The organism is Porphyromonas gulae DSM 15663, from assembly GCF_000378065.1.
GTDB classification, from domain to species: domain Bacteria; phylum Bacteroidota; class Bacteroidia; order Bacteroidales; family Porphyromonadaceae; genus Porphyromonas; species Porphyromonas gulae.
In genome coordinates, this window is the sequence record NZ_KB899159.1 from 37,766 (window position 1) to 61,841 (window position 24,076).

At 50.1% G+C, this 24,076-nt stretch carries 20 protein-coding genes and 1 tRNA gene; 6 read left to right on the forward strand and 15 right to left on the reverse strand.

All coding sequences use genetic code 11. The features are described from left to right. Positions 1-38: 38 nt before the first annotated feature. From F452_RS0105265 to F452_RS12305, 3 genes are all read right to left on the reverse strand, one after another. Positions 39-2,123: an HD family phosphohydrolase gene (locus tag F452_RS0105265; protein ID WP_018965188.1), complete on the reverse strand. Its 2,085-nt coding sequence runs from the start codon at positions 2,121-2,123 to the stop codon at positions 39-41. 204 nt (positions 2,124-2,327) lie between these two features. Beyond that, positions 2,328-2,402: transfer RNA gene (locus tag F452_RS0105270), tRNA-His, on the reverse strand. A gap of 143 nt (positions 2,403-2,545) precedes the next feature. Beyond that, a complete protein-coding gene (locus F452_RS12305; protein WP_230587216.1) occupies positions 2,546-2,689 on the reverse strand; it encodes a DUF1661 domain-containing protein in 144 nt (47 codons plus the stop codon). On the opposite strand from F452_RS12305, the gene F452_RS12720 reads away from it, so the two are divergent. The 6 genes from F452_RS12720 (at position 2,646) to cdaA (ending at position 11,003) form a co-directional block, all read left to right on the forward strand. After that, positions 2,646-2,750, forward strand: a complete 105-nt coding sequence (locus F452_RS12720; RefSeq protein ID WP_152566903.1) for a DUF1661 domain-containing protein — start codon at positions 2,646-2,648, stop codon at positions 2,748-2,750. The two genes, F452_RS12305 and F452_RS12720, sit on opposite strands and share 44 nt — an antisense overlap. A gap of 270 nt (positions 2,751-3,020) precedes the next feature. Further along, positions 3,021-5,159 (forward strand): fibronectin type III domain-containing protein, encoded by a 2,139-nt coding sequence (locus F452_RS0105280; RefSeq protein WP_026292217.1) that lies wholly within the window; start codon positions 3,021-3,023, stop codon positions 5,157-5,159. Positions 5,160-5,386: 227 nt separating this feature from the next. Beyond that, positions 5,387-6,493, forward strand: coding sequence for a DUF2891 domain-containing protein (locus tag F452_RS0105285; RefSeq protein WP_018965191.1), 1,107 nt, complete (start codon positions 5,387-5,389; stop codon positions 6,491-6,493). Between the two features lie 24 nt (positions 6,494-6,517). After that, entirely contained in the window at positions 6,518-9,211 is a 2,694-nt protein-coding gene (gene malQ, locus F452_RS0105290; protein ID WP_018965192.1) for a 4-alpha-glucanotransferase, read from the forward strand. A gap of 118 nt (positions 9,212-9,329) precedes the next feature. Then, a complete protein-coding gene (gene folP, locus F452_RS0105295) occupies positions 9,330-10,175 on the forward strand; it encodes a dihydropteroate synthase (RefSeq protein WP_026292218.1) in 846 nt (281 codons plus the stop codon). Positions 10,176-10,235: 60 nt separating this feature from the next. Next, complete coding sequence (gene cdaA / locus F452_RS0105300) at positions 10,236-11,003, forward strand: diadenylate cyclase CdaA (RefSeq protein ID WP_018965194.1); 768 nt, start codon at positions 10,236-10,238, stop codon at positions 11,001-11,003. A gap of 15 nt (positions 11,004-11,018) precedes the next feature. On the opposite strand, the gene lpxF is transcribed toward cdaA, so the two are convergent. The 12 genes from lpxF to nadB form a co-directional block, all read right to left on the reverse strand. Further along, positions 11,019-11,735, reverse strand: a complete 717-nt coding sequence (gene lpxF, locus F452_RS0105305; RefSeq protein ID WP_018965195.1) for a lipid A C4-phosphatase — start codon at positions 11,733-11,735, stop codon at positions 11,019-11,021. A gap of 20 nt (positions 11,736-11,755) precedes the next feature. After that, entirely contained in the window at positions 11,756-12,664 is a 909-nt protein-coding gene (locus tag F452_RS0105310; protein ID WP_026292219.1) for an SH3 domain-containing protein, read from the reverse strand. Further along, a complete protein-coding gene (locus tag F452_RS0105315) occupies positions 12,661-14,463 on the reverse strand; it encodes a BatD family protein (protein WP_026292220.1) in 1,803 nt (600 codons plus the stop codon). The genes F452_RS0105310 and F452_RS0105315 overlap by 4 nt, the downstream gene beginning before the upstream one ends. Positions 14,464-14,638: 175 nt before the next feature. After that, positions 14,639-15,382, reverse strand: a complete 744-nt coding sequence (locus F452_RS0105320) for a tetratricopeptide repeat protein (RefSeq protein WP_018965198.1) — start codon at positions 15,380-15,382, stop codon at positions 14,639-14,641. Further along, a complete protein-coding gene (locus F452_RS0105325) occupies positions 15,379-16,398 on the reverse strand; it encodes a vWA domain-containing protein (protein ID WP_018965199.1) in 1,020 nt (339 codons plus the stop codon). Before F452_RS0105325 ends, F452_RS0105320 begins: the two co-directional genes overlap by 4 nt. A 10-nt stretch (positions 16,399-16,408) precedes the next feature. Beyond that, positions 16,409-17,392: a vWA domain-containing protein gene (locus F452_RS0105330; protein ID WP_018965200.1), complete on the reverse strand. Its 984-nt coding sequence runs from the start codon at positions 17,390-17,392 to the stop codon at positions 16,409-16,411. Further along, positions 17,389-18,348: a hypothetical protein gene (locus F452_RS0105335; RefSeq protein ID WP_026292221.1), complete on the reverse strand. Its 960-nt coding sequence runs from the start codon at positions 18,346-18,348 to the stop codon at positions 17,389-17,391. The genes F452_RS0105330 and F452_RS0105335 overlap by 4 nt, the downstream gene beginning before the upstream one ends. Continuing rightward, positions 18,345-19,217, reverse strand: coding sequence for a DUF58 domain-containing protein (locus tag F452_RS0105340; RefSeq protein ID WP_026292222.1), 873 nt, complete (start codon positions 19,215-19,217; stop codon positions 18,345-18,347). Before F452_RS0105340 ends, F452_RS0105335 begins: the two co-directional genes overlap by 4 nt. A 10-nt stretch (positions 19,218-19,227) precedes the next feature. Beyond that, entirely contained in the window at positions 19,228-20,223 is a 996-nt protein-coding gene (locus F452_RS0105345; RefSeq protein ID WP_018965203.1) for an AAA family ATPase, read from the reverse strand. Positions 20,224-20,324: 101 nt separating this feature from the next. Beyond that, complete coding sequence (nadA, locus tag F452_RS0105350) at positions 20,325-21,251, reverse strand: quinolinate synthase NadA (RefSeq protein WP_018965204.1); 927 nt, start codon at positions 21,249-21,251, stop codon at positions 20,325-20,327. Between the two features lie 19 nt (positions 21,252-21,270). Continuing rightward, positions 21,271-22,113, reverse strand: coding sequence for a carboxylating nicotinate-nucleotide diphosphorylase (gene nadC, locus F452_RS0105355; protein WP_018965205.1), 843 nt, complete (start codon positions 22,111-22,113; stop codon positions 21,271-21,273). Positions 22,114-22,144: 31 nt separating this feature from the next. Continuing rightward, positions 22,145-23,701: an L-aspartate oxidase gene (nadB, locus tag F452_RS0105360; protein ID WP_018965206.1), complete on the reverse strand. Its 1,557-nt coding sequence runs from the start codon at positions 23,699-23,701 to the stop codon at positions 22,145-22,147. Positions 23,702-24,076: the final 375 nt, after the last annotated feature.

Below are 24,076 nucleotides of genomic sequence, written 5' to 3' on the forward strand. Positions count from 1 at the left end.
TCTTCTTATTGCCACCGATAGCAAAGCACCTGAAACGATCAGACGGCCCCTTGTGTCTCTTCGGTGGTGCTCTCACCTTCCGGAGCTTTCTTCTTCAACTCCGGATAGGTGATGCGTGAATGGTACATGATCTTGATCTTCTCGAAGAAAACTTCCTTGCAGATACGAATATCCTTGAATGTAAGAGGTGTATCCACGAGTAAACCGTCCTGTAAGATGCCATCGACTATCTTGTCGATAAGCTGCTTGATACCTTCTTCGGTATGGCGGCTGAGGCTTCGACTCGATGCTTCGATGGCATCTGCCATCATCAGTATACCGGTCTCCTTGCTGAATGGATTCGGCCCAGGATAGGTGAACGACTCCGGATCCACCTCTTTGTCGGGGTACTGATTGCAGTAGGAATTATAGAAGTATTTGGTCTTGCCCCGTCCGTGATGCGTCCGGATAAAGTCGATAACGGAGTCCGGCAGGCGGTGTTTCTGCGCCAAGGCAATACCGTCGGTCACATGACGAATGATAATGCGAGCACTCTCATCGAAAGGCAATTTGGAGTGCGGATTCTCTGCCCCCTGATTCTCTGTGAAATAGGATGGGTTCTTCATTTTTCCTATATCATGATAGAGAGCACCGGTGCGTACAAGCTGCACGTCTGCTCCGATCTTGGTGGCTGCCTCCGTAGCGAGGATGGACACTTGGATCGAATGCTGAAAGGTGCCCGGTGCCACCTCCGAGAGCTGACTGAGCAGTGGCGTATTGACGTCGCTCAGCTCTACCAAACTGATATTGGAAACGTAGCCGAAAGCACGCTCCATCAGATAGACGAGCAGGTAGCTGAACATGAGGAAGATCAGATTCACACCGAAATAGAGAATGTTCAGCCCGTCTTCCATCTCCACCCGACCGTCCTGCATCAGTGAGAACGAAAGCTGTACGATGGAATAAGTGAGGAAAACCAAAAAGGTCGTCCGAACCAACTGCAGGCGTGATGTCAGACGGCGCATACTGGTCACCGATACGATACCGGCCAGTACTTGCAAGAGGATAAACTCGTAAATGTCCGGTACGAACATGGCAACGATCAGGACATTGATCACATGGGCAAAAAATGCCGTGCGCGAATCATGAAACGTACGTACCAAAATGGGCAGAATGATAAAAGGAATGATATAGATATTGAACCATCCGAAGCTGATAGCCAGTTCCGTAATCAAATTGATCACCAAAATCAGTGAGAGCACAAAGAAGGAATTGTGCAGCCGATCGAAAAAGGCAGGGCGGAACGAGAGCATATAAGTCCAAAGAGCCAGCAGCAGGAAGAAGATAATCAGAAAGATGCCGAGATTGCGTGTAAATCTGAGGGTCGTACCTCCCGAACGCTCTTCATAGGTCTTCTTGAACGACTGAAGGACATTATAAGTATAGGTGTCTACAATCTCGCCTGTACCGATTATACGTTCGCCGGCCTGTATCATTCCGGTCGATACCGATAGATTCTGTAGCTCTTCCTGTACCACCTGTCTGTGCATTTCGGGGCTTTCGGTGAGATTCACTCGCAAGTAGTTGGTCAGGTTCAGTCCGCGAAGAACTTCCCGATCCAACTCGGACGGAGCCTCTTCCACGAACATCTCATAAGCCTCCTTGAGCGTGTAGAAACGCGTAAGGGGCTCGCGATTCGAGTTTCGATTGGCTTGTAAGAGATTGATCTCCATCACGTCATCGTCATGGAGAGCTTTGCTATCTTCATTGCTGATGAGGCCCTGTCTGTATATATTGCGCAGGAAGCCCACTACGTACTGGTCGTACATGGGCGACAATCTGCCCTTGTGATTTTTGTCATAGTCGCTGCGCCAAGCCAGTTGCATCTTCGCCCCGATCGTATCGTCCATCGTAAAATACGGCTTGATGGTATTGCGCAGACTGTCGCGCTCGGCATCGAGTATCACTTGAGGCTTGTATATCAGGAAATCATAAGGAGCCGTGAGCAGTTCATATTGCCATGGTTTGCCACGATAGAACTGGTATTTGAACTTCAGTTCCTGTGGGGCGAAAAGCGTGAGCATCATTGCCGTCAGGAAAAAGAAGATCAGCGATTTGTACTGAATTTTCATCTTCGTCTTCATTGCGAGAAAGTTAAATTATAGCTCTTGGTGTAGGGCGATACGAACGCTACCGGCATGCAACACGTTCGCTCACAGACTATAATTTGATTACCGCCAGTCCCACAAAGATAAAAGCAAAAAGGGTAAGTCCATGTGAGAGACTGAGCCATGTAAATAAAAACGAGACCGCTCCAATGCGATATTGAAACGGTCTCTCGGAATGATTGGGGTGGACGATGGGACTCGAACCCACGACAGACGGAACCACAATCCGTTGCTCTACCACTGAACTACGCCCACCATCATAAATGGATGCTCCTGCGAGCAGCGGTGCAAAGGTACACATATCTTTCAATTGTGCAAGCCTCTTACCTGCCAATTCTACTCAATTATCCATCGGCTACGGCTGCCGAATCGGATTTCCGAGTTCCATTGCATGCAATTCATGCTACTTTTTGAGGCGATTCGACAGGATCGGTCTCGGATTTTTGGAGCCGAAAATGATGAAATTGCCGTCCGTAAAAGCGAGAAAAAGCGCGCGAGATTTTTTTCGTTCCGGCGCGTAAAATTTTTACTTCCCGCGCCAATACAAAAATTTTCGCGAACCACGTTTTTGGGTGCCATACACAAAGAAAATCCCGAGCCTAAAATAATATCGGCGGAATGAACACCGGATATTGAAAAACCATCTATCCAAGCCGGATTGCAACCACTGACAGAGCAGAAATCCCGGAGGTGTCAATAAGACGGTGTTCCTCTTGGTTCTTACTTTGAGTATAAGCATCGAACAGGCGTCTTATATATTGACGATTTTGGCTATTTTTGGTGCCCTAAGACCGCTTCAATGTTGATTTTCACGGGTTTTGCCACACCGAAGCGGGATCGTAGTCACGAAAATCCGGATATAGAAAAAAACTTATGTCTAAGAAAGTTACATCATTTGCGCTCATGGCGGCATTGTCATTATTTGCTGCCACAGAGACATCGGCCCAGCTGACAGGCAGAACTATTTCGGCAGCATCGCAGACTGCCGGAAAGGTCAAGGTGGCCACTCCTCAGAAGCCAAGCTTCAGCCAAGGCAAAGTACAGGTATCGGTTATGCCGAGAAAGCAAAAAAAAGCGAACGATTATGGCACAGAGGTTAGCATTTTGAAAGAAGACTTTGCCGGCTTTACCGCCGGTTCTATAGGAGCACCGGATCTGAATACGGTACTGACCTATGCTTTCCCCGGCGAATGTGAATATCCTTGGATCAACTTCAAGCCCGGCTACACCCACCAAGAAGGTTGGGGTGCTGCTAATGTGTGGCAGGCCGGTGGCACCGTCTGCCTCAATGCAGATGGAGAGAATTTCTCCCACTTGAATACCCCCATGCTCAATGCTTCCGGCTATCAGAACATCGTTCTTGTACGCTTCGATGCCCGTACGGCAGATGATATCGCCAATCAGATCATGATAGAAGCGGCCGAAACGTTCAATATGAGCCCTACATGGGACATCCTCGGTGCTTATATCTTGCCTCCCGTTACTCCGGACTGGCAGACTTATGAGGTGATCTTCTACGGGGCAGGTTCGTACTCGATATTCAATATCGTAGTCAACGATCATCCCGTCTATATCGACAACTTGGAGGTTTACCAGATCGACCAGCATGTGGGCACACCCAAAGCATTGCCCCACAGCAATTACAAGGGTACCAGCTTCAATGCCAACTGGAACAAGGTAGCAGGAGCCGAGGGCTATCTGTTGGATGTTTTCTCCGGTGGCAACGGGATGGATCCCGAATATTTGTTGCAAGGACAGGCTGTGAATGATACTACCTTCAACGTAACGAACGCCGAATCGGGCAAAACCTATTACTATCAGGTTCGTTCTCGCAAGGGAACTCACACCTCCATCGTATCCAAACCCATGGAAGTGTTCGACCTTGAAGCACCTAAGATGAATCCGGTGAACAATCTCGCTGCTTCCGCAGAAGAGGTAACCTATACTGCTTCATGGAACGCCGTACCTTCGGCCGAACGCTACAATTATTTCGCTCGCTTCAAGCGCACGGCTGCCGCTGATGGCGTATTCTTTGTTACCAACGAAAACTTCGATGGCATCAAGACTCCTACCGGAGAACTGACCGGCTGGACGATCGAAAATCCCTCTACCTATACGTACGATGAAGTCTACCTGGGCGATCTGGTACAGGCCGGTTGGAAAGGAACCAACTATGCTCCTTACACGGACTATATCTGCTTGGATGCATGGCAGTACATTTTCAATAAGAAAGATGCAGGTCTGATTTCACCGGAGTTGGATCTTTCCAAAAATGGTGGCAAGATAGACCTGAGCGTGAAGCTCTATGCTACGAAATACGTCGGTGACGATGGTCAGGGCAATGAGGTACAAGGTTATACGCGTGCTGCGATCGCTCTCTTCCAATATGATGAGACTCTCGGCGACTATGTTCAGTCCGAGCTGGTATATCTGAAAGAATCGGATGGACTGGTGGATCAGTGGAAGGTATTCAACGTTTCTCTGACGAAGGGAACGGCGCGTTCGGTAATCGGTATATACGCTGTGTATGCACCGGAGAACCTCTACGTAGACGACCTCAAGATCTCTCAGCAGTATAAAGCCGGCGAGAGTCTGATGGATCCGTTCCTCTTCAAGAGATATGTGGATGGCCAATCTGTTGATGTGATTGTGCCCCAGCAGGTATTCAATAACGAAATGTTCCACCAGGTGGCTGCCGTGAAGCATGGAGGCCAAGGTGTACAATACCAAGGCTATAAAATATCTGCTTACAGTCAGCTCGAATCTTTCGGCATCAGTCCTTCTCCCACGAGCCTGACTCCTTCCGTGAGCATGGCTAAGGCTATGGTGAAAGTCGTAGAGGACAATATCCATATCGACAATGTTCATGGCGAAGCCGTAAGCATCTACGACCTCAACGGCCGTTTGGTTTATAGCAACAACTCCGGCAACAAGTCTATCGTAGCGGATTTGGGCCAGGGCGGAACTTTCGTCGTTAAGGTGGGCAATCACTCCGTGAAGTTGTCTTACTAAAAAAACAGCTTATCCTCCCTCAGCGGGGACGTACAGGGTGTGTCGGAGCATGCGAGTGCTTCGACACACCTTTTTTCTATGGGTACATTCAATATCATTTCTTGGCGCCGATGCCCACATCGGAAAAACGGTGGACCCCACGCAGACTTTAAGCAGACGAAATAAATCCGTTTCCTGGTTTTCATCAGGTCAAAATCTTAAATTTGTACGCTTATCCCTCTAAAATTATGAGAAGAATTGCTGCCATTACCTTCCTTTTGTTTTCTGCTTATCTGCTATTGGCACAAGATGCGAGCACGCTGGTGCGGCTCGTACGTATGCCACTCAAGAGTATTACCACGGAATACCCCAATAAGACGGGGCAGGTGATCAATGACGAAGCCGATGCCCGACTGACGCCCTCTCAGTTGCATCCAGTGTTCTACGGATCGTTCGACTGGCACAGCAGCGTACACAGCCATTGGATGCTGGTACATACGCTGCGAATTGTACCCGATATAGCCCTTCGGGATAGCATCGTTGCAGCTCTGGACCATTCATTTACGGCTGAGAAGCTTGCAGCGGAGGCCGCCTATTTCGACAGACCCGGAGGGGCGACGTTCGAGCGCACTTACGGTTGGGCTTGGCTTTTGAAGCTGGACGAGGAGTTGCTTCGGATGTCTCAGGATCCAGCCATGCCTCAGCACTTGGCAAGCCGCGCAGCCGAATGGCATCGGCATATGGCTCCCCTCTCACAAACCATCGTAGCCCGATGGAAAGCTTATCTTCCCAAGATGACCTACGCCGATCGAATCGGCACGCACTCCAACTCGGCTTTCGGTATGGCCTTTGCCTACGACTGGGCTGTAGCTGTGGGTGACAGTAGGTTTCAGGAAGTACTACGCCAAAAAGCGTTGGACGTCTTTGCTAATGACCGAGCCATACCGGCCGAATGGGAACCTAACGCCACGGACTTCTTCTCTCCCTCCTTGCAGGAAGCGGATCTGATGAGACGAGTCATGCCTGCCGATACTTATCGGCAATGGCTCAAGCATTTTTTTACGGCCGAGGGATTGGAACGCCTGTGTACGCCTCCCATCGTATCGGATCTGAACGATTATCACATAGTCCACTTGGTGGGACTTTCTTTCTCTCGGGCATGGTGTATGGGAGCCATAGCGAGGACTCTGCCGACGAACGACAGCATGGGCAAACGGCTGCGACAAGCAGCCAAGCTGCATTACGAAGAGGGCATGAAGCAGATATTCAACAGCAATTACGGTGGCGATCATTGGCTGGGTAGCTTTGCCACCTACGCCTATGAGGAGATAAAGTGGCTGACCGATCGGCCATAACGGAATGAGATATTCGTAAGAACGATGGAGATAGTTTTTTCGATCAAGTATCGAGCCGATTGGGGGCAACGCCTCTGTATATCGGGTTCTTCGGCCGAATTGGGAAATTGGGACGAAGCACTTGCCTTGGAGCTGACAGCCACGGGCGAGGACAGATGGGTGGGACGTGTGATCATAGACGGCCGCCGCAAGGATATACAGTACTACTATCTGGTACGGGATGCTGACGGACACTCCGTTCGCAAGGAATGGAAGCGCATGCACCATCTGGTGTTGGATCATGGTTATAAACGAGTGTTGATGGACGATTACTGGATCGATCGACCGAAAAATGCACCTTTTTTCAGTTCTGCTTTTTACGATGTTTTCTTCCGCCATGAGGAGAAGCTGGAACGCGCCCCGAAACCAACGAAAGAGGGCGTCAAAGTCGTCATGCAGCTATATGCTCCATGCGTTCACCCTGACCAAAAGATTTATATGACGGGCAATAGCCCTGCTCTTGGCAACTGGTCTGTGCAGCAAGCCCGTGCCATGCACCATTTGGGAAAGGGCGAATGGTCTATCACGCTGGAGAAGGACGAATTGCCCCCACTTTTGGAATATAAGTTTTTCATCGCCGGACAAGACGACTGCTCCGACATCCGTTGGGAAGAGGGCGAAAACAGATCTTACCGATTCGAAGAAACGGATGCCTACGGTGCCGTCTATTTGGCCGGTCTCTGTTTCCGCGAGGGTGACTATATGCCACGCTATGCCGGCACCGTCATCCCACTGTTCGGACTGCGTAGCCGCAAGGATTGGGGCATAGGAGACTTCGGCGCACTCCGCCGTATGGTGGATTGGGCGGCAATGACCGGCCAACGCATCATACAGCTCCTGCCCATCAACGACACCACTTACACACGCTCTTATCGCGACTCCTATCCGTATAATATAGTATCCGTCATTGCCATCCATCCTATCTATGCCGATTTGGATGCGCTACCACGACTGAAGGATAGTGCTCTGATGGCAAAAATGGAGAAGCAGGCCGAAGCACTGAGGGTGCTCGAGCAAACGGATTATCCGGCCGTGTTGGCTCTGAAGGAGGAATTTCTGCATGCCTTGTATCGACAGGAGGGGGCGAATGTGATGCGCAAGAAAGCTTTCCGCCAATTCGTATCAGCAGCGGCCGATTGGTTGGATCCATATGCAGCTTTCTGCCATCTGCGTGATAAGTACGAGGGACTGCCGCTCCACCTGTGGCCTGAATATACGTGGAAAAAAAACCGAATCGAACGAATGGCGGTATCTCCCGAACTGAAAACGGAGACTAATTACTACCGCTTCGTACAGTTTTTACTCCACGAGCAGCTGCATGCCGTATCGGCCTATGCCGAAGAGAAAGGGATCCTACTCAAAGGTGACATACCGATCGGAGTCAGCCCCAACAGTGTGGAGGTGTGGATGGAGCCGTCCCTGTTCGATACGGAACATGCAGCCGGATCTCCTCCGGATCAGTTCTCCGAGAATGGACAAAACTGGGGTTTCCCCATCTACCGATGGGACGTAATGAGCCAAAACGGCTTTGCCTGGTGGCGCAAGCGTTTCGAGAGCATGTCCGACTACTTCAAGGCTTTTCGCATAGACCATATATTGGGCTTTTTCCGAATATGGGAAATCCCTGTCAAGCATATTTCGGGCTTGCTGGGACATTTTAATCCGGCTATAGCCATGACCGAAAAGGAGATAAAGGAGTACGGCTTCCCGTTTGATGCCCGATTCTGCTCCCTTCCGCTCATTCATACGGATGACCTCAAGCCGATTTTCGGACGCTATGCAAGCGAAGTGTGCTGTCGACACCTTCGCCCATTCGATTCGGATTATTATACGCTGACGACGAAGAATTTCTATCAGACCGATATAGCGGCGTTAGACCCTGCAGCCGTTGTCGGAGGAGAGGACACGATCAGGGGTTTGATGCGTGTAGCCACGGAAGTATGCTTCGTTATCGACTTCGATAAGCCGGCAGCCTTTCACCCACGCATCCATTTCGAAAGATCCCTTCGCTATGCCCATCTGAGCTTGGAAGAAAAGAAAGCCTGGCAGCGTCTGTCGGACGACTACTTCTACAAGCGGAACGATGAACTGTGGAAGCAAGAGGCACTATCACGGCTGATACCGCTGCTTTCCTCGACGGATATGCTCGTCTGTGTGGAGGATCTGGGGATGATACCACCTGCGGTGCCCGTCGTAATGGAACAGTTGCAGCTGCTATCCCTCATTTTGGAAAGAATATCCAAAGAGCCGGGACAGGACTTTGCCGATATGAGTCGGCAGCCCTATTGCTCGGTATGTACCACGTCCACGCACGATATGGCCCCCCTACGCCTTTGGTGGCAGGAAAACGAACCGCTGCGCCGGCACTACTATTCGATGATCCTCGGAGAGAAAGGCAGTGCCCCGCAGGCATGTACGCCGGAGACGGCTCGCCGAATCCTTGGGCAGCACCTCCGCTCCTCATCCATGCTGGCTATTCTCCCGCTGGCCGACTGGCTGGCACTCTCCGAAGACTTGCAAGGAGCCGTCACACCCGAGGCCGAGCAGATCAACAAGCCGGAGATTTCCGACCACTACTGGCGTTATCGGATGCCCATTCCGATCGAAAGCCTTTCCGAAGACTATCGCGAGTTGAACGAATCGATAGCCTCCCTCATCCGCACTGCGGGGAGGGGATAATCATCTGCCCATTGCTCTTGAGACCGGAAGCCACAGCCTTTGGGTATGAACATTGTACGACCTCGGTATGGAGCGAATTGGCTACTTTTGGGGGTGTCAAAAAGAAAGCATTAAGCAGATGAAACGGAAGACTCTCAACCTCGGCGGCAGGCTTTTCAGTCTGGAAAAGCCCGTCGTAATGGGTATTATGAATATCACCCCCGATTCTTTTTACTCCGGTAGCCGCCTCTCGAGCGCGGACGGTGTGCGGAGTCGGGCTCGCGAAATCGTGGAAGAAGGAGGGGCCCTGATCGACGTCGGTGCCTATTCGTCGCGCCCCAATGCCGACCACATATCGGCACGGGAGGAGATGGAGCGGCTGCGCCCGGCATTGAAAGTATTGCGGGATGAGTTTTCGGACGTGCCGGTATCGGTGGATACGTTCCGTGCCGATGTGGCCAAGATGTGCGTACAAGAGTACGGGGTGGCTATCGTGAACGACATTTCCGGCGGACAGCTCGACGGCGACATGTTCCGCACGGTGGCGGCTTTGCAAGTGCCCTATATACTGATGCATATGCGGGGTACACCGGCTACGATGCAGAGCCTCACCGACTACGAGGACATTGCGGTGGATATACTGGATTACTTCGTGGAGCGTGTCGGGGAGCTGCGCGAATTGGGTTTGCACGACATCATCCTCGATCCGGGTTATGGCTTCAGCAAGACGCTGGAGCAGAATTACGAATTGCTGTCGCGGCAGGAGGAGGCTTTCAGCGAGCTGGAGCTTCCCATTCTGGTCGGGATTTCGCGCAAGAGTATGATCTACAAGCTATTCGGCACCACTCCGGAGGAGGCGCTCAACGGTACCACGGCGCTCAATATGTACAGCGTCATGCATGGGGCGGACATCCTTCGGGTGCACGACGTACGAGAAGCGGTGGAAGTATGCCGCATAGCGGACAAACTCGGCATTGTCAAATAGGAGCACTCCCTTTCTCGGAAACAGAAATTCTTACCACTCACAAAAAAACATCTCAATCTCATGTTTCTCCAGTTTACCATCAAGGATATAATAGACATTCTGCTCGTGGCTTTATTCATCTATGCCATCTATACCACTTTCAAGCACTCGGGCAGCAAGGCCCTTTTCTCGGGGATTCTCACCTTCTTCGTCATCTGGATCATCGTATCGCAGATATTCCAGCTGCGTCTGATGGGAGCCATCCTCAATCAGTTCGTCAGCTTGGGGTTCTTCGTGCTGGTCATTCTTTTTCAGGGAGAGCTGCGCAAAATGCTCACGGCGATAGGCTCCACACGCCGATGGCGTTCGCTCAGGCGCCTTCTCAATAAGGAAAGGCGCGAGCAGGACTTGCAGGACGAACGCCGCATCATAGCCCCCCTGATGCTTGCCTGTATGAACATGGCTCGCAAGAAGACCGGTGCTCTCATCGCCATCCAGCAGGGAATAGACCTCACTCCGTTTGCCCATACGGGCGAGGTGTTCCGGGCAGAAGTAAATGCCCGACTGATCGAAAATATTTTCTTCAAGAACAGTCCGCTGCACGACGGTGCCATGGTCATTGCGGACAATAGCATCATTGCAGCCGGCTGTATCTTGCCGGTTGCATACAATACGGATCTGAACAAGGATTTGGGATTGCGGCACCGATCGGCTCTCGGCCTCTCGCAGGAGACGGATGCCAAGATCATCATTATCAGCGAAGAGAGAGGGCGGATTTCGTTTGCCTACCGCGGAGAGATTCATCAGGACATCACCACGGACGAACTACAGCTCCTGCTCGAAGATTGATACCGAGGAATCCCCTCAGAAGTGCAGGAAGACGTAGTACTGCAGTATCTCCATCAGCTGGCGAGACATACACAGCATGGCAAAGACAAAGCCGATAAGGCTAAGGGTCCAAAGCCGAATGGAATCGCCGGCATAGACTGCCGAGGGGTGGGCAGGGCATGAGGCTCCCAACCGACGGGAACGGGCATAGAGATAGACTCTATAGACGAAGTGCCCGACGATAAGTCCGACAGCGATACCCGGGATAATATCGGTAATGAAGTGTACTCCGATATAAATACGGCTATAGATGACGAGTGCGACGACGCCCCAAATCGTCCACGTGTAGAATTTATTCCGAAAAATGCGGCTCGTCAGCACTGCCAGCGATATATAGTTCGTCGTATGCCCTGAGATAAATCCGAATTTCCCTCCCCGATAGCCGTAGACCGTCTTCACATAGTCGATAAAATCAGGGTGGTGCGAAGGGCGGAATCTTGCAAAGAAAGGCTTGAAAAAAGAAGAGGAGAGTTGGTCGCAGATGAGTACGCTCAACAAGACTGCTCCTACGATGAAGAGGGCTTCCTTCGTCGGTTTCTTATAAAAAAGGAAGAACAGAAACACAATGGACATTACCACCCAAGTCCATTTGGCCGAGATCAAATAGAAGAAGCCGTCCAACAAAGGATGCTGTACTCCGTTCAGAGCCAAAAAGAGGTTTCGTTCTACTTCGAGAATGTATTCCAAAAACATATATGTAAGAGAAGTAAGTATCAGTCCACGGGAGAGACATGAATACGAGTCAGGACGGTCTGAGGAAGCCACCCTTCCTTGCCGTCAGCCAGTTCTATTGGGTACCAGCCGTCAATAGGTTCCCCTGTAATTCTAACACGCACACCCTCATGAAGTTCAAAAAGGGTGGTGCCATCTTCGTCCGGAGAGCTCTTGACGTTGGCTACGGATGCCATCATGATGCAATAGCTATCGTCATGGAAATCAGCCTTGCGGCGGAAAGCGGCCAAATTGAGCAGGATACAAAAGAACAAACTGACCCAAGCAGCATAGAATCCCCCTCGCCGCAACTTCCGGCTTCCCCCTAACAGAAAAAGCAAAATACTACCGAGAAAAATAATAAAGCAGATAATCCCCGCTACTACGATTACACCCGACGACACCGAATAACAAAGACGTCGCCAGAGCTTGGCAGCAATACTCTCGCTATCCGGTATCTTATCAAAGGCTTTGAGTCTGGCCATTTCCAGATTGACGCGTATATCCTTGTCATTCGGAGCCAGTCGGTAAGCGCGCTCGAACATGAGGATGGAAAGAGCCACCTCGCCACTCTTGTAATAGCAGCAACCGAGGTTGTAAAGCAACGAAGCATCGGGCCGGTCTGTCTCGCGCAGGATTCGTTCGTATGCAGCAGCAGCCCGGCCATATTGCTTGGCATCGAACAAGCGGTGGATCTCCTCGGCGGATAAAATCTTTTCCACTGTCGAAGAATCGGCAGCCGATTCAGTCTCTACTTCCGACACAGCGATTGAGGAAGAATCCACGGGCAAGAATACGGATCGGCGAACGGAGGTATCCGGATTTTGTGCCTGCAAGGACAGCAGGGAGCCGATCGACAGAAAAAGGATCAAGGGTAAAACCGCAATATGGCGTAGTACAGGCGTTCTCATCTCTTCAAGGTTTTAGTGCTGTCAATCTGTTCGATTATACTGCAAACACGTTCGTACACGGAGTCCATAGCCGCATGCTCATTGCTCTCAGGAGCATATCGGGCAAATTCGCAAGTCTCGATCAGCTGCATGAGCTCCCCGATAAGAGTTTCCGGCACATGACCGGCCTGAGCAAGCCGTTCGGCTATATTATTCTTATTCAATTCCGACACGGTTATTCCCAGTTTATCACCCAAATAGCCCCAAACGGCTCTAAGGATTTCTTCGTAGAAGAGATCGCCCCGTCCGCTCTGTTTATATTCGGCTGCCCGTCGCAGACGTTTGACGGCAACTTTGTTAGCCTTGCGCCATCGCATACCGGCTTCGTCGGCTATCATCTTCATCCTTCGACGATAGAGGAAAAGCAACAGGAGTGCGAGCAGAAACAAGAGAAGATAGATGCCCCAATAAGCGACCGAAAAAGCAAAGGAAGAGGGAGAGGAAGAAGTTGTAAAGGGCTTCAAGTAACGAATGTCCTGCCCCAACATCTTGACCGCATCGGACCCGGAGCCACTCATGGTAGCACTCTCGCCTTTTCCTTTCGCTACCTGAATGGTGAATTCTTGCGTGGAAGCTGTTTTGTATGAGCGGGATACAGGATCGAAATAGGGTATGCTGATGGCGGGTATGGTAAACTTCCCCGTCTGACGAGGCACCACATAATACTCGATCGTACGCTGTCCATCGGCTCCCGAAACACTTACACGAAGGCTGCTCTCGGCCTTGGAGTCGTATTGTTCGAAGCTGTCGGGAAATTTCACTTTGGGATCTCCCATTAGCTTGATATTTCCGCTTCCGTTAATTACAAGCTTGAGTGTAAGGGCTTCGTTTGTTTTGGCCTGACGGTCATTGAAAGAAGCTGAGATCCGATAATTACCGACGGCACCATCGAATCCTTGGGGTTTCGGTTCCGGCAAGGGGGCGACATCTATTGTGACCGGATTGGTGGTCAGAGTCCTCCGCACATTTTCATACGGCTGGAGAACAAAGAAGTCATCTATGTCGTCTATCTCCCGTCGTACCGCTACCACGACACGGAAGTTACCCGATGGGATAATCAGCTTGCCGCTTTTTTGAGGGAAGAGCAGCGACTGCTTGAGAACGGCTGTCTGATAGTTCCGCCCTTCATAGCTTTCAAGGCTGTATTGCTTCTCTGCATTGTCCTCCACATCCTGTGATATAAACCCTTCGTATTCGGGGAATTTGACCTGCTCGAACTGCAAATTGGGATGGAGAGTGTAGAGCTTATAAGTGACGAGGATGGCTTCCTGTTCGTACACTTTGGTCTTATTGATGATGGTTCGGACAAACAAACTACCGGCATCGACCCGTGAGGAAGAAGAGGAGGACTTAGTATTTTTCGATGATTTCTTGTCGGCCGGAAGTACCTTGATAGATACCTGCTTGGTCTTATAATCTCGGTCATTGGCACGGATGGAAGCCGGCCCGATCTGAAAGGTGCCGACCGACTTGGGCATCAGCGTGTACGTATAAGTGACACTTCGAGACGAAGTGGTCTTGCCGTTGGAAATGGAACTGAATGAGCTTGTAGCAGTAGCCGGACCGAAAAGAACTTCGAAGTCGCTCATTGCAGGAGCTTTGAACTCCGCTCCATTAGCATCTTTGAGCGTAAAACTCACCCGGAATTGCTCCCCCATCGCCACACTTGCAGGGGCCTGAACCGTGAAAGACACCTGTGCATGGGTCCACCAAGAGAGACACAAGAAAAGGCTTGCCAGTATATATCGCACCTTAATCATCGTATAGTCCGTGATTATTGAGATCTGTTTTCTTTCTTAATGCCGGCATTATAAAAACTATCAGAAGGTTTCAACCGGTAGCTATTTTGTTTTCAGCAGGTTGCTAAAATACATATTCCTTTCGGGAACTGTGGGAATAATAGCATCGAAACGACCAACGAGACAAAGAAACGGGCTACCACTGCTTGGTGGAATTACTCTTTTGCTGCTTCATGCGCTGCTTACGCATCTGCTCTACTTTTTCGCGCGTTTTCTCCTCATCCTGCTCGTAGGCTTTCAATATCTTTTCAGCACTTTCACGACTCATCTCGTTCTGCCGTGACTGCTGATCCTTTTGCGTATTGTCCTGCTTGGACGGTTGAGGTTGCTGCTGTCCGCCTTGGTTATTGTTATTCGGATTGTTCTGTGGCTGGTTTTTGTCTTGATTATTCTCCTTATTCTGATCCTGATTGTCCCCGCCCCCTTGCTGTCGTTGCTGCTCGAGCAGCTTCATAGCCAAAGCCAGATTGTAGCGAGTCTCCTCATCGGTCGGATTCATTCGGAGCGAATGCTTATAAGCCTCTACACTCTGGCGATAGTCTTTCTTCTTCATAAAGGAGTTGCCGAGATTGTGCATCAGTTCGGCCCTGCGCTTAGGCGTCAATGTCGGATCTTGCACAAGAGCAGCATAGTTTTGGAGTGCTTCGTCCGTGCGACCTTGTGCATACTGCGTACCGGCTAACCCGAATCGTGCCTCGGTGAAAGTGCTATCCTTGGAGAGAGCTTTGCGATATGCAACTTCCGCATTGGCATATTGACGGTTTCGATATACCTGTCGAGCCCGACGTACTTCTTCTCGCATGTTCTGCGCCAAGAGGCTCGACGAAGCAAGATGTATGAAGAGAGTTATGAAGGCGGCGTATGCCCATGAATGTCTCATCTGTCAAACAATTTGATCCTACTGAAGAACCTGCTCTTCCGTTCTTGAATCAGGAACTCCAACAATAAACATATCAAAGCTGCAAATCCGAACCATCCGTACACTTCGCGATAGCCCGATGAAGACGAAGAAGAGAGGACAGCTTTGGGGAGCTTGTCCAACTGACTCTCTACAGCCCGTACCAGGGCAGAGGCACTCTGCCCGGAAAAGAAAGTACCATCTCCTGCGGAAGCAATGTCACGGCACATCTTTTCGTCGAATTTGGTAACAACAGGATTGCCCGTTTCGTCTTTGAGGTATCCCCCGTCAATAGGTATAGGCGCACCCAAGGCTGTTCCAAGACCGATAACATTGACCCGGATGCCTGCTTCACGAGCTTGCTGTGCTGCTTCGATAGCATTTCCCTCGTGATTTTCTCCATCCGTCAAGATGATGATCGTCTTGCCGATCTCTTTATTATCGGAAAAAGATTTTGAGGCAAGTTCGATAGCCGCTCCGATAGCCGTTCCCTGAGCTGTAACCATGTTGGGACTTATGTCCGCAAGAAACTGTCTGGCAGCAGACAAATCCGTAGTAATCGGTATTTGCGTATAAGCATTACCTGCGAAAACAACCAATCCGACCTTGTCGTTCTGCATACCATCAAAGAGTTTTCCCAATACTTGCTTGGCAAAACTCAAACGATCGGGCTTGACATCCTCGCAGAGCATGGAGTTGGAAATATCCAAGCAAATCATAGCCTCAATGCCTTTCTCCTCTTTAGGCACATCCACACGAATACTTATTTGGGGGCGAGCAAGCATCCCGATCAAGAAAACGATGGCAAGAAGAAGAAATCCGTTGCGCCAGATCCGCCGTTTGGTACTTGCCTCCGGTTTGAGGGCCTTCAGCAGCGGAAGTTCGGCAAACCGTCTTTCTTGTGCCCGTCTCTTGCGATAAGCATAGAAGCCTACCCCCACAAGCAATGGAAGCAGCAACAGCAAGTATAAGTATTCCGGCGAATAAAATCTGAACATGGGAATCTCTTTACGGGTTGGAACGAAGAAGCGTATTGCGAAGTAAAAACTCTGTCAGCAGCAAAAGAAAAGCAATGAGGGCATAGACGAAATATTTTTCCTCATAAGCCTTGAAGCTCTTGGTCATAAGTCTCGTCTTCTCGAGCTTATCGATTTCCTTGTAAATTTCATCCAACGTCTTATTATCGACTGCCCTGAAATATTTTCCACCCGACACCTCGGCAATTCCGTCCAATGTCGGCTCATCGATATCCACAGGTACATTCTGAATCCGAACTCCGAATTCCGTCTGAATGGGGAAAGGAGCCTCTCCTCGTGTGCCTACACCGACTGTGTACACACGAATACCGAACGTTTTGGCAATATCGGCTGCCATACGGGGAGTGATATCACCCATATTGTTCGATCCGTCCGTCAGCAGAATAACTACACGACTCTTGGCTTTGCTGTCCTTCAGTCGATTGACGGCCGTAGCCAGTCCCATGCCGATAGCCGTACCATCATCCAGAACACCCATCTGCAAGTCCTGTACCATATTGAGCAGTACGGCATGGTCGGTAGTCAATGGACATTGAGTAAAGCTCTCTCCTGCGAATGTAACCATCCCAATATTGTCGTTCGGACGATTGTTGATAAAGGAAATCGCTACATCTTTGGCTGCCTCCAAGCGATTCGGCTTGAAGTCCATGGCCTGCATACTACCCGAGACATCCATGGCCAACATAATATCTATTCCCTCGATCGAATCTTTCTGCCAGCTATTGGTATTCTGTGGGCGAGCCAGAGCAATAATGAGAAAGCCTACTGAAAGAACTCTCAATATCGGCAACGAATGGCGCAAATAGACCCTTAATCCTCGGCGACCTCCTTCGAAAGGCTTCAATGAAGATATGGTCATCGTTGCCGAAGTCTTACGAGCTTGCAGAATATACCAGGCCGCCATCAAAGGCAACAGGATCAGTAGCCAAAGCAGTTCAGGATATGCAAACGTCATGACTCCCAGATATTATGCACTTCATCGAGGAAGGCGCGAGCATCTCGAATAGCTTCCGCATCCTCTCCATGCATCGGCTTATACTTGGCAAACTTGGCCAGGTCGGCCGTTTGCAATATTCCACGTAGCAGCAGTCTTTCTTTTTCAGGAAGTTCGATCCGCTGGAGGGCTTGTAATATCTCACTGCTGGTCATCTCCCTGGCATCTATTCCGCGAGTTTCGGCAATATAGCTCCGAAGCAAATCTGTCAATTCCGTAAAGTATTCCTTATACAAACCGGCCTCCACCAGTTTTTTTGCACGCAATGTTTCCAAGGCTGCAATAGCTCGGTCATAAGCAGGAATAGCCGGAGTATCAGGAATCACCACAGGACGGCGAGCTTGGTGCTCCTTGTATCTCTTATAAAAGAGGTAAGACAATACAGCCAAAAAGGCTGCAAGTATGATCCACGTAAGGGGATGGCGAAGCATGATATTGAAAATATCGCTCCACGTATAAGGCACGCCCCACGGCTCCTTGATGTCATAAATAGAATCCGGTTGGGAAAGATCGACCTCCGGCATTGTAACTTTCAGGAAAAGACTTTTGGACATAACCTGGTCCCGACCATCCGTGACAATAAAAGGAGGAATCTCCAGCAGGGTTGAATCGAATGAGGTAATCACCATCTTGGCTTTTATCTCCACGACCGGGTCTTTCACTACAACCGTGTCAGTAATACCGAATGCCAAAATTTCGATCCGGCTCATAGTCGAATCAGTCGGTATTTGCAGATGTGTACTTGCCAAGTCGGCTGTGCGGATAGTAATATCTATGACTGCCTGCTCTCCTATTTGCATCTCTGCACGATCCAGTTTGCCGGTGATAGAAAGCTCTTGCGCTTTCAGCAGGGAAGAGGCAAGGAGCATGCAAAAAGCAGAAAGGACAAAGCGGCGAATGGCAAGAGAGTGTCTCATGAGCGTTTTTTAAATAAGATGAGAAGCTGCTGCACGAAATCCTGCCCCGTACGTATCTCGGTAGCATCTACACCACACCGTTTGAGCAAAACGGCAAGTGCTGCTTGCCTCTGCTCATAGGCATACGCATACGCTTTCCGAACGGAGCCATCAGCAGTATCTACCCAATGAGTCTGCCCTGTCTCTGCATCGCGAAAGCGCATCAACCCTACATTCGGCAGATCGGCCTCTCGCCGATCGAATATCCTGATGGCTACAATATCATGCTTACGAGCAGACATCAGCAAAGTCTTTTCATAGGAATCCGGCTCTGACTGAAAATCGGAAATCAGGAATGCTGTACACCGCTTCTTCACCAAGCGAGTCAGATAAGAGAGCGGAACTGAAAGATCCGTGGCTCTGCTCTGCGGACGAAACTCCAATAGCTCCCTGATTATATACAGGATATGCTTCTTTCCTTTGGCGGGTGGCACATACTTTTCGATCCTGTCCGTAAAGAAAAGGACTCCGATCTTGTCATTATTTTGGATAGCGGAAAAGGCCAATGTAGCTGCCACTTCAGCCGTCAGCTCTCGCTTAGTCTCTACCTCCGTACCGAAAGACAACGAAGCGGACATATCGACCATTAGCATGACCGTCAGTTCACGTTCCTCCTCAAAAACTTTCACATAAGGGCGTGCATAACGCGCCGTCACATTCCAGTCGATGTCGCGCACATCATCCCCTACGGCATACTCGCGCACCTCGCTGAACGCCATACCGCGTCCTCTGAAAGCGGAATGATACTGTCCGGCAAAGATTTGTCGCGAAAGGCCTCGCGCTTTGATCTCGATCCGTCGAACTTTCTTAAGTAGGTCGCTTGTCTGCACTTGCCTCTAATTAAGGGACTTCTACTTTGTTCAGGATTTCATTGACGACGGCGTCCGGAGTCAGGCTATTAGCCTCTGCCTCATAGCTGAGTCCGATACGGTGACGCATCACGTCATGACATACGGCACGCACATCCTCAGGAATCACATAACCTCTATGTTTAATGAAAGCGTATGCACGTGCAGCCAACGCCAAATTGATAGAAGCTCGCGGCGAAGCTCCGAAACTGATCATATCTTTCAAATCGTTCAACCCGAATTGTTCGGGATAGCGTGTGGCAAAAACTATATCGACAATGTAGTGTTCGATCTTTTCATCCAGATACACCTGCCTTACTACTCGGCGTGCTTCCAGTATTTCCTCCGTAGAGATCACGGGACGAATTTCAGCTGACCGGCCACCGATATTCTGCCGAACGATCTGCATCTCCTCCTTCTTTTGAGGATAGTCTATCAGTACCTTCATCATGAATCGGTCTACTTGTGCTTCCGGCAGCTGATAAGTACCCTCCTGCTCGATAGGATTCTGGGTAGCCATTACGAGGAAAGGCTCTGGGAGCTTGAAGGTCGTTTCACCAATGGTAACCTGTCTCTCCTGCATCGCTTCGAGCAGAGCACTCTGCACTTTGGCCGGAGCACGGTTGATCTCATCGGCCAAAATAAAGTTTGCAAAAATGGGACCCTGCTTTACTTGAAATTCCTCGCGCTTCTGGCTGTACATCATAGTCCCCACGACGTCAGCAGGCAAGAGGTCCGGCGTAAACTGTATGCGGTTGTACTTGGCACTGATCAGCCCGGCCAGGGTTTTGATCGCCAAAGTCTTGGCCAATCCCGGCACACCCTCGAGCAGGATATGCCCATCGGCCAATAGTCCGATCAGAAGCGACTCCACCAAATGGTTCTGCCCGACGATATTCTGCGCCATACCGCGCGTGATGAGATTCACAAATGAGCTTTTCTGCTCAATAAGCTCTGTAAGAGCCTTGATGTCAATGGTTTCACTCATTGGTTTTCTATATCTTTTCTTGCTAAATTCTAATGAAGACTATGCACGTCATCTCATGTTGGGATAGACACATAGTATCCGGCAGGGTTTAAGTTCGAAGTTCAGCCTACGGCCAGCATTCGCTCAATCGAGAGCAAAGCCTTCTCTCTGATTTCGGCAGGCACTTTCACCTCATAACGGTTGTGGCGGAGAGCTTCCAACACCTCCCACAAACCTGTTTGTTTCATATGGAAACAGCGGTTGTCGGGTTGAATGGCAATAAACGTTTTACCCGGATTTTCTTTCCGCAACACGTGCAGCGTCTCCGGCTCCGTAGCAATAACAAACATTTTTTTGTCAGACACCCGAGCATGATTAAGAATACCGGCCGTGGAATACATAAAGCAGCGACTGCTACTCAGCACTCGTGGCGAATGAGAACCCTCGCTCTCCGGATGAATGAGAATATCAGCATCGGGATACAGCTCCAAAGCCTCTAAGATGGATTCTTCCGTAATCCGCTCATGCACGAAACACGAAGCATCCCAAAGCTCCATCTCCCGTCCTGTCTTCCGCGAGATATAAGCTCCCAGATTTCGATCCGGTCCAAAGAGAATTTTTCTGTCTCGAGGCAAGCTCTCCACCACCTTGAGTGCATTGCTGCTTGTACAGCAGTAGTCCGTCCATGCCTTTACCTCGGCAGTCGTATTGACATAGCTGACGATGAGTCCATCCGGGTTCTGCTCCTTCCAGCGGCGCAAGCCTTCGGCAGAGGCACCTTCGGCCAAAGAACAACCGGCATATTTCGTGGGAGTGAGGATAGTCTTCTGTGGCGAAATAATCGAAGCTGTTTCGGCCATGAAGTGGACTCCGCAAAAGAGTATCGTATCCGCCTCCGTATCGGCAGCCTGACGGGACAGACCAAGAGAATCCCCGATATAATCGGCAATGTCCTGCACCTCAGGGCGCGCATAGTAGTGTGCCAAAATAATGGCATTCCGTTCTTTCTTGAGAAGCTCTATCTCTTTAAGAATATCCTTTGTTTGCATACAAAAACCAACTTAAAGCTTACTGAGTAAGGAGGAAATTCATGCTGATGTCCATGGCCGTAACGCTATGGGTCAAAGCACCTACGCTGATGTAATCCACACCCGTTTCTGCCACACTTCTCAGCCGTTCGAGTGTCATATTGCCGCTGGCTTCTGTCCTGGCACGTCCGGCAATCAGCCCCACCGCTTCACGCATGGTATCATTGTCCATATTGTCCAGCATGATTATGTCTGCACCATAGCGTACTGCTTCTTCGACCTCAGCCAGGTTGGATGTCTCCACTTCCAACTTGATAGAAAGCGGGAGTGCTCTTCTGGCTGCTTCGATGGCTTGGGGTATTCCTCCGGCGACCTTGATGTGATTGTCCTTGAGCATAATCATATCATAGAGGCCCATGCGATGGTTATGTCCACCGCCATGGCGAACGGCCATCTTATCCGTTATTCGCATACCGGGTGCCGTCTTGCGAGTATCCAAAAGCCTTACGGCCGTACCTTTCAATGCCTCGGCATAGCGAGCGGTCATAGTGGCAATACCACTCATTCTTTGCAAAAAATTAAGCGCCAATCGTTCGGCTTGTAACAAAGCCCGGTAACTGCCTTCCACACGCAGGATTACTTGACCGCGCTTTACGGGATCGCCATCCGACACATATGGAGTCCATGTCAGGGCTTCGAATCGCTCGAAGACACGGCGGGCAACTTCCATTCCGGATATGATGCCATCGGCCTTCATTACCATTGTGGCTGCAGCACCTTCCGATTGAGGGATAATGGCATTGGAAGAAATATCTCCATCGGCAATGTCCTCTGCTATTGCCAGATCGATCAATTTCTCCAAAAGCATTTCTTCATGAGTCATAACTTAAAAGTGATGAGGGTATTACGCATTTTTATTTGATATGTCTTGCTCTGCCGGCAAGGATGTAGGAGGAGTGCTTGCGATAGGCCTCGCTCGTATCGGGATAGTCTTCCCGATAATGCCCTCCTCTACTTTCTCGGCGAGCTATCGCCCCCCGAACGATAAGCTGACCCACTGACAGCAGCTGCTCGGCAAAACAAGCATAAAGATCTTCTGTTCCGAGTAGTTTCCACCTAAGTTCTTCTATCTTCCGATCCACGGACAGAAGACCTTCTTCGTTGCGAATGATACCGACATAATCGGTCATCAGGCGGGACAACTGCTCTTTTACCTTATGATAGAGCGATGCATCTTTCGGCTCAGGATAGACAGCCATGCTCGACACCATTGTCGAATGGCCGATCGAATCCGAGGCAATCGTATCAGCCACGACACGATGACCGAACACAAGGCATTCGATCAGAGAATTGGAAGCCAACCTGTTTGCCCCCATTATTCCGGTAGAAGCCACCTCTCCCACGGCATATAGATGAGGTACGGCCGTACAGCCATTCAGATCCGTACTGACCCCTCCCACCGTGTAGTGTGCCGCCGGAGCCACAGGGATACGGTCAGTAAGATCAAGCCCCAACTCTGCACAGCGAGCACAAATAGTGGGGAAACGTCTGCGAATATGATCCGGATCCAGATGTCGCAGATTGAGATAGACGTATTCGTCTCCCAAACGTCGCATCTCTAAAAAAATCCGCCGTGCCACCACATCACGAGGGGCCAATTCGGCCAATTCGTGAACGCCCTGCATGAAGCGTTCGCCTCTACTATTATATAGGTGTGCTCCTTCTCCTCGTACGGCTTCGCTGATCAGGAAAGCCTCTCCTTTCGGATTGTACAGAGCTGTGGGATGAAACTGGACAAACTCCATGTCGCGCACCTCACAGCCGGCATGATAGCAGAGGGCAATCCCATCTCCGAGGGTACCCTGCGGATTGGTAGATCTTCGATAGATGGCAGCCGATCCCCCGGTGGCCATCACCGTATGCTTGCCATAGAAAACGACTTCACGCCCATCTTCCCAATCCCATGTACGTACGCCACGGCAACCGAGGTCGTCTATCAGCAATTCGACCGCTTGGTGATTGACAAATATCTCTATCGCAGAAGTTTGCAGCACACTATCGATCATAAAGCTCGTGAGCATCCTACCGGTGGAATCACCTCCTGCATGCAGAATCCGCTTGTGGTGGTGTCCACCTTCAAGCCCCAAAGCCAATAGGCCATCGGCTTCCGTATCGAAACGCATCCCCCAACGGATCAACTCGTCGATCCGCTCCGGAGCCTCTTCGGCAAGCACCCTTACGGCATCGTCCTCACAAAGCCCCCGACCGGCTTCGACCGTATCGTTATAGTGGTTGTCCGGTGCATCGTCAGCAGCCGTAACCGCTGCGACTCCCCCTTGTGCAAAGTACGAATTACTCTCATGGATGTCAGCTTTGGTTATCAGAGCTACCCGACCATGCTTCGAAGCCTTGAAAGCCGTATAGAGGCCGGCAAGGCCGCCTCCAACTACGATATAATCAAACCGATTCATTCCGGACAAATTGATATGCCCGCAAAGATAAAGCAAATAAAAGGTTATCCGAAGGCAGAAAGACTGAGAGTCAGGGCAACCGCATCAAAAATTTCGAGAAAATACAAGTTGCTAATTTTCAAATGATTGCATTTCGGAGATTATACTCAAAGATAAAGAATGCACTCAAAACTATGATTGATAATCAGGCACTTACATTTTGATGCGGTTGCCTTGACTGAGAGTAAGCTAAAGGTCCAAAGGTGGAAGCGATTAATACAATTACGAATAAAAAAAGAAGAAGCTCCCCGAATTATTTTCGGGGAGCCTGTTCTTAATGTTTTCACAACGGAATAAAATCCTTGTTGGGAAATGCTTCAAATTTAGTTATGCAAA